Consider the following 5,666-nt stretch of genomic DNA (forward strand, 5'->3'; position numbering starts at 1 on the left):
GGCTGCGACGAGGAAGGCGATCTCGGTCGGGTCGCCGCCGACGGCCCAGCGGCCCGTGGTGTCGAGGTGGAGCGAGGCATCGTTGGCGATCGCACCTGCCGCCACCACGAGCTCGACCTCGTCGATCGTCACCGTCGTCACCGGAACGGGTCGAGCCGACATCACCGGTCTCGGCTACGAGCCGGTCGGTGGGCTCTACCGTGACTACCAACCGCTGACCGACGAGGTGCTGATCGACGAGGTCGAGCTCGTGGTGGCGGCAGGTGCGATCGCCAACGATGCCTCGCTCCACCTCGACACCACGGGCCGCTGGGCCGTCGGCGGCGACCCGACCGAGATCGCCTTCCTCGTCGCAGCCGAGAAGATCGGGCTGCTCCAGTCGCGCGACCCCGGGTACGTGCGCCACGACGAGGTGCCGTTCGATTCCGAGCGCAAGCTGATGTCGACGCTGAACCGGGAGCGCCCGCCGAGGCGATACGGCGACGCCGCGACCGAGCTGGTGCTGTTCACCAAGGGTGCTCCCGACGTCCTGGTCGAGCGATGCACACACGAACGGCGCTCGGGCGCGATCGAACCGCTCACCGACGGACGGCGAGACGACTGGATGCGGCGCATCGACGAGCTGGCGGACGAGGCGCTGCGCACGTTGGCCGTGGCGTATCGGCCGGCGACGACCGACGAGCCCGCCGACCCGACGATCGAGCGGGATCTGATCCTGCTGGGCTTCGTCGGCATCGTCGACCCGCCGCGGGCCGAGGCCTACGACGCCGTCGACGACGCGCAGCGAGGCGGGGTCCGGGTGATCATGATCACGGGTGACCATCCGCGGACCGCGGGGAGGATCGCGGAGCAGCTCGGCATCTCCACCGGCGATCGACCGGCCGTGTCCGGTTGCGAGCTCGCCGCGATGTCCGACGACGATCTCGCCGACGTGGTCACGACCGCGAGCGTGTACGCGCGGGTCGAGCCCGAGCACAAGCTCCGCATCGTCGAGGCGCTCCAGCAGCACCGGCAGATCACCGCGATGACCGGTGACGGTGTGAGCGACGCGCCGGCGCTGGAGCAGGCCGACATCGGCGTCGCGATGGGCATCAACGGGTCGGAGGTCTCCAAGGAGGCCGCCGACATGATCCTCGCCGACGACAACTTCGCGACGTTCCTGCGAGCGGTTCGTGAAGGCCGCGAGATCTTCGCCGACATCCAGAAGTTCCTGCGTTACCTCCTGGCGTCGAACACCGGGGAGGTGCTGGTCGTGCTCCTCGGCGTGCTCCTGGCCGTGCCGCTCGGTCTCGGTGACGCGTCGGGTGAGCTCGCCGTGCCGCTGCTCGCCACCCAGATCCTCTGGATCAACCTGGTGACCGCCAGCGCTCTCGCGCTGGCGCTCGGGGTCGATCCGTCGGTCGAGGACGTCATGGCCCGACCCCCGCGCCCGTTGACCGAGCGGGTCATCGACCGCGAGATGCTGGTCACGATCCTGCTGGTCGGTGGGGTCACCGCGATCGTCGGCCTCGTCGCGCTCGATCTCGAGCTGTCCGGCGGCCTGCTCGGTGGCTCGGGCGACATCGAGACCGCCCGCACGATGGTCTTCGTCACGCTGGTCCTCTCCCAGGTCGTCAACGCGTTCAACGCCCGCTCCGATCGTGTCAGCGCGTTCGTGCGGCCGTTCGACAACCGGCTGCTCTGGCTGGCCACCGCGGTCACCGTGGTGTCACAGGTCGCCGTCGTGCACGTCTCGCCGCTGGGCGCCGCATTCGGGACCGAGCCGCTGACCCTGACGCAGTGGGCGACGTGTGCCGGACTCGCGAGCGTCGTGCTCGTCGCCGACGAGATCCGTAAGCTCGTCGGTCACGGGCGAGATGCGGAGGTATCCCACGCGTGAGGGCACCGGTTCGAACGCCGGCGATGCGCACGGTGTGGTTCATCGCGCGCCAGTTCCTGCTGGTCACCGGGGCCGCGCTGTCGTACTTCGCGGTGCGGAACATCACCGAGGGCAAGCAGTCGACCGCGGACAAGAACGCCCGCCGCCTGCTCGACCTCGAGGAGTCGATCGGCGTCGCGGTCGAGCGTTCGATCCAAGAGGCGATCGAGGGTCGCGAGCTGATCGTCGACCTCTCGAACTGGATCTACATCTGGGGACACTGGCCGGTGCTGATCGGCAGCCTGCTCTGGCTCGCCATCGCCCACCGCGACGACTACTACTTCATGCGCAACGCGATGTTCATCTCCGGCGGGATCGGCATCGTGATCTTCGCGCTGCTCCCGATGACGCCGCCGCGCCTGTTCGGCATCGAGTACGTCGACACCGTCACCGAGCGGTCGAACTCGTACCGGGTGCTCCAGCCGCCCGGCCTGGTGAACCCGTACGCCGCGATGCCGAGCCTGCACTTCGGCTGGAACCTGCTGGCCGGCATCATGTGGTTCCGTCTCGGCCGGAGCCGCTGGTGGGGCCCGCTCGGCGTCACGATGCCCCTGGCGATGGCATGGGCGGTCGTCGCGACCGCCAACCACTGGGTGCTCGACGTGGTCGGCGGCGCCATCGTCGCGCTGTCCGGACTGACGATCGAGTGGTGGTGGGCGTCGCGCCGGCGGCTCCGCGGTGACGACGGTGACGGCGGTGACGGCGGTGACGGCGGTGGCGAGGCCGGCGGTGCCGAGACGGTGTCCGACGCGTCCGGAGACGTGGACACGCCGCCGTCGGGCACGGGGGGCGGCGTCGTCGCCGGCGAGTCGTGACCTTCGGCACTGGCGCTGCCGGGGAGAGCGCGAGCACGGTGGATGTGGACCCCTGAGAGGAGAAGCCGTGAAGGCCCACACCATTGTCGTCGGATACGACGGTTCGGCTGATGCGCGCAAGGCGCTCGATGTTGCGGTCGATCACGTGGCCGACGATGGTGTCGTCCACGTCGTGACCGCGTACCACGAGTTGTCGAGATCGCAGCTGATGGAGGTCATGGCTGCGATGCCCGACGAGTACCGACAAGGGTTCGACCCGAGCGCAACGGTACGCGGCTACCTGCGCGACGCCGAACTGCTCCTCGATGACGAGGGCGTCGCCCACGTCGGCCACTTCGTCGACGAGCATCCCGCCGCCGCGATCCTCGATCTCGCCGACGAGGTGGCCGCCGATCTCATCGTGATGGGCAGCCGCGGGCTCGGTCGCGTCCAGCGCTTCCTGCGCGGCAGCGTGTCGGCGCGGGTGGCCAACCACGCCACGACCAGCCTGATGATCGTGCACCATGACGACGCCGACCGTCTCGAGCACGCAGGGGGACACGGCCGCGGCACGCACGGCACGGTCTCCGCCGCCTGACGGCAAGAAATCACCCGCCCCGACGTATCAGGGCAGCCGGCCATGCCTCTGTGGAGGTATGACGCCATCCCAGTCGCCACGAGTCTGCGACGTAGAGTCACGAAGGTGGTGGGTGAACTGCGCTTTTCCGATGACGACACGCTGGCCCGCCTGGTCGACAGTGCTCGAGCCGGCCACGAGGCGGCGTGGAACGCTCTGGTCGACCGCCTCCAGCGCGTGGTCTGGAAGTCGGTGAACATGATGACCTACGACCACGAGGTCAGAAACGACGCATTCGCCGCCACCTGGCTCCGGCTCGCCGAGCGGCTCGACACGATCCGTGAACCCGAGAAGCTGCCCGGCTGGTTGGCCACCACGGCGTGCAACGAGGTCCGCCAGATCCTCCGCCACCGCGGCCGGGACACGGTCTCGCTCCACGACTCGCGGACCAACGGTCTCGGCGACATGATCGACACGCTCGCCGACGACACCGGTGAGCACGCCGCAGGGCTGCTGCGAGATGAGCAGCGTCGCCACGTGCGAGACGCGTTCTGGCGGCTCGACGAGGCCTGTCGCGAGATCATCACCGTCCTGGTCCTGGCTGATCCACCGGTCCCGTACGACGAGGCGAGCGAGCGGCTCGACCGTCCGATCGGTTCGCTCGGACCGTCGCGGCGGCGATGTCTGGACAAGATGCGGACCGCCCTCGAGCACCAGGAAGGAGCCGGCGCATGAGCGACGAACTCCTCGATCTGATCGATGACGCATTCGATCCGGGGCCCGTGCCGCCGACGCTCACCAGCGTCGCCCGCGATGCGTTCGCCTGGCGACGTGCGGACGCAGAGCTCGCCACCATCCTCTTCGATTCACGCACCGACGAGCTCGTCGGCGTGCGCGGCACGGCGACCGACCGCACGTCGATGCGGTTCGGCACCGACGACGGCGTCGTTCGCCTCCACCTGACCGCGGCGACGCTGATCGTGATGCTCGACCCGCCGCGCTCGGTGGTCTGCCGCATCGCGACCGACGACGGCGAGGGGCGGCGGAGCACCACCGAGCATCGAACCGACGAGCTCGGTGAACTGGCGATCGATGCGCCGGAACTACCACTCCGACTTGAGGTCGAGCTGCCGAGTGGTACGGTTGTGACCCCCTGGGTCACGGGCTAGTGACCGACAGCACATTCGCGGGAACCACCCACAGGAAGCGCGGGACGGGCGGGCCGTCTCGGGGAGCGACGTTACCAGCGGTCGTTCCCCGAGACGGCTGGTAGCCACCTCGGGTTGCGACACCCCGCTGCAGGCGGTCAGTGGGGATTGACGACGGTCCCGAGGCCGGGTTGGCGGAAGTGGCCCGGCCGATCGAGCAGCCACGTCGCAGCATGCCCCGGTCGGCCGGAACCGACGCCCAGCTCGGGCGAGGGGCTGAGCATCTCGCGACCACCCCGCGTCATCCACTCCCACGCGATCGACGCCGCGACGATGGGCGCCGAGAACGACGTACCGCTCCAGGTCGCCCACCCGTCGAAGTCCTCGCCGTCGAAGGCCGCCTGGTCGCTCAGATCGAAGAACGTGCTGACGATGTCGACACCGGGGGCGCAGGCGTCGACCCAAGGGCCGTAGTTGGTGAACCACGCGGGGCCTGCCGGCCCCAGTGCGCCGACCGCGATGACGTTCTCGAACGAGGCCGGCCACGTCGGCCGGCACGACGCGTCGTTGCCGGCCGAGCCGACGAAGACGACCCGCTCGTTGATGAGCTCGGGCGGGTCGTCGAGATCGGAGGCGGTGCGGTGGGTCGCCTGGATCTGGGAGATGGCGCGGGCGATGGCGATGGGCGGGTCGTCCTCTTCGCAGAACCCGCCGAACGACATCGACACGATGTCGTACGGGTCCTTGCCCGCAGCTGCGAACTTGTCGGTCAGCGAGCGGGCGATCACGACGTCGTCGGTGTCGCCGAACGAGGTGAGCGCTCGCTCGCAGTCGACGTGGGCGCCCGGAGCGAGGTTGGCGATCAACCCTGCGATGAACGTGCCGTGGCCGGCGAACGGGTCGAGCACCTTGTTGCCGTCGACGTCCCAGTGGTCGGGGTCGCCGATCAGTGTGATCCGGGCGAGACGAGCCCTCGCCGCCGTCAGCGCCGTGGGGTGGGGCGGGGGCGGGCCGGCGGGCGGCACCACTGCGACGTCCTTGTAGATCCCCGTGTCGAGCACGAGGATCCGGCAGGTCGACCCGGTGATCGCACGGCGGAACGATCGCTCGTAGAGCGGCGCCTCGAGGGCGGGGCGTGCAGAGCTGAACCGTGGTGCGACCGACTGCAGACCCCAACCGCCGCAACTCGGAGCACCACAATCACACCCCGCACCGTGTCCGGGGTTGGG

Annotated in this window: 6 protein-coding genes; 5 read left to right on the plus strand and 1 reads right to left on the minus strand. The window is 69.6% G+C overall.

Annotated elements, in window-relative coordinates; all coding sequences use genetic code 11:
* The 5 genes from QNJ12_RS23165 to QNJ12_RS23185 all read left to right on the plus strand — a co-directional run.
* A partial coding sequence (locus QNJ12_RS23165; protein WP_300626398.1) for a cation-transporting P-type ATPase occupies positions 1 to 1,879 on the plus strand: 1,879 nt, incomplete at its 5' end.
* Between the two features lie 23 nt (positions 1,880 to 1,902).
* Positions 1,903 to 2,733 (plus strand): phosphatase PAP2 family protein, encoded by an 831-nt coding sequence (locus QNJ12_RS23170; protein ID WP_300626400.1) that lies wholly within the window; start codon positions 1,903 to 1,905, stop codon positions 2,731 to 2,733.
* A 67-nt stretch (positions 2,734 to 2,800) separates the two neighbouring features.
* A complete protein-coding gene (locus QNJ12_RS23175) occupies positions 2,801 to 3,310 on the plus strand; it encodes a universal stress protein (protein ID WP_300626402.1) in 510 nt (169 codons plus the stop codon).
* 105 nt (positions 3,311 to 3,415) lie between these two features.
* Complete coding sequence (locus QNJ12_RS23180) at positions 3,416 to 4,024, plus strand: sigma-70 family RNA polymerase sigma factor (RefSeq protein ID WP_300626404.1); 609 nt, start codon at positions 3,416 to 3,418, stop codon at positions 4,022 to 4,024.
* On the plus strand, positions 4,021 to 4,458 hold the full coding sequence (locus tag QNJ12_RS23185) for a hypothetical protein (RefSeq protein WP_300626405.1): 438 nt from the start codon (positions 4,021 to 4,023) through the stop codon (positions 4,456 to 4,458). The genes QNJ12_RS23180 and QNJ12_RS23185 overlap by 4 nt, the downstream gene beginning before the upstream one ends.
* Positions 4,459 to 4,595: 137 nt before the next feature.
* Here QNJ12_RS23185 and QNJ12_RS23190 read toward each other — a convergent pair.
* The coding region (locus QNJ12_RS23190; RefSeq protein WP_300626406.1) for a S8/S53 family peptidase at positions 4,596 to 5,666 on the minus strand (1,071 nt) is incomplete at its 5' end.

Origin of the sequence: Ilumatobacter sp. (assembly GCF_030065885.1) — a bacterium.
Taxonomy (GTDB): domain Bacteria; phylum Actinomycetota; class Acidimicrobiia; order Acidimicrobiales; family Ilumatobacteraceae; genus Ilumatobacter.

Excerpts from the sequence above, each read along its gene's own strand:
- QNJ12_RS23170 (WP_300626400.1), top strand. The coding sequence starts at position 1,903 with ATGCGCACGGTGTGGTTCATCGCGCGCCAGTTCCTGCTGGTCACCGGG.
- QNJ12_RS23185 (WP_300626405.1), top strand. The coding sequence starts at position 4,021 with ATGAGCGACGAACTCCTCGATCTGATCGATGACGCATTCGATCCGGGG.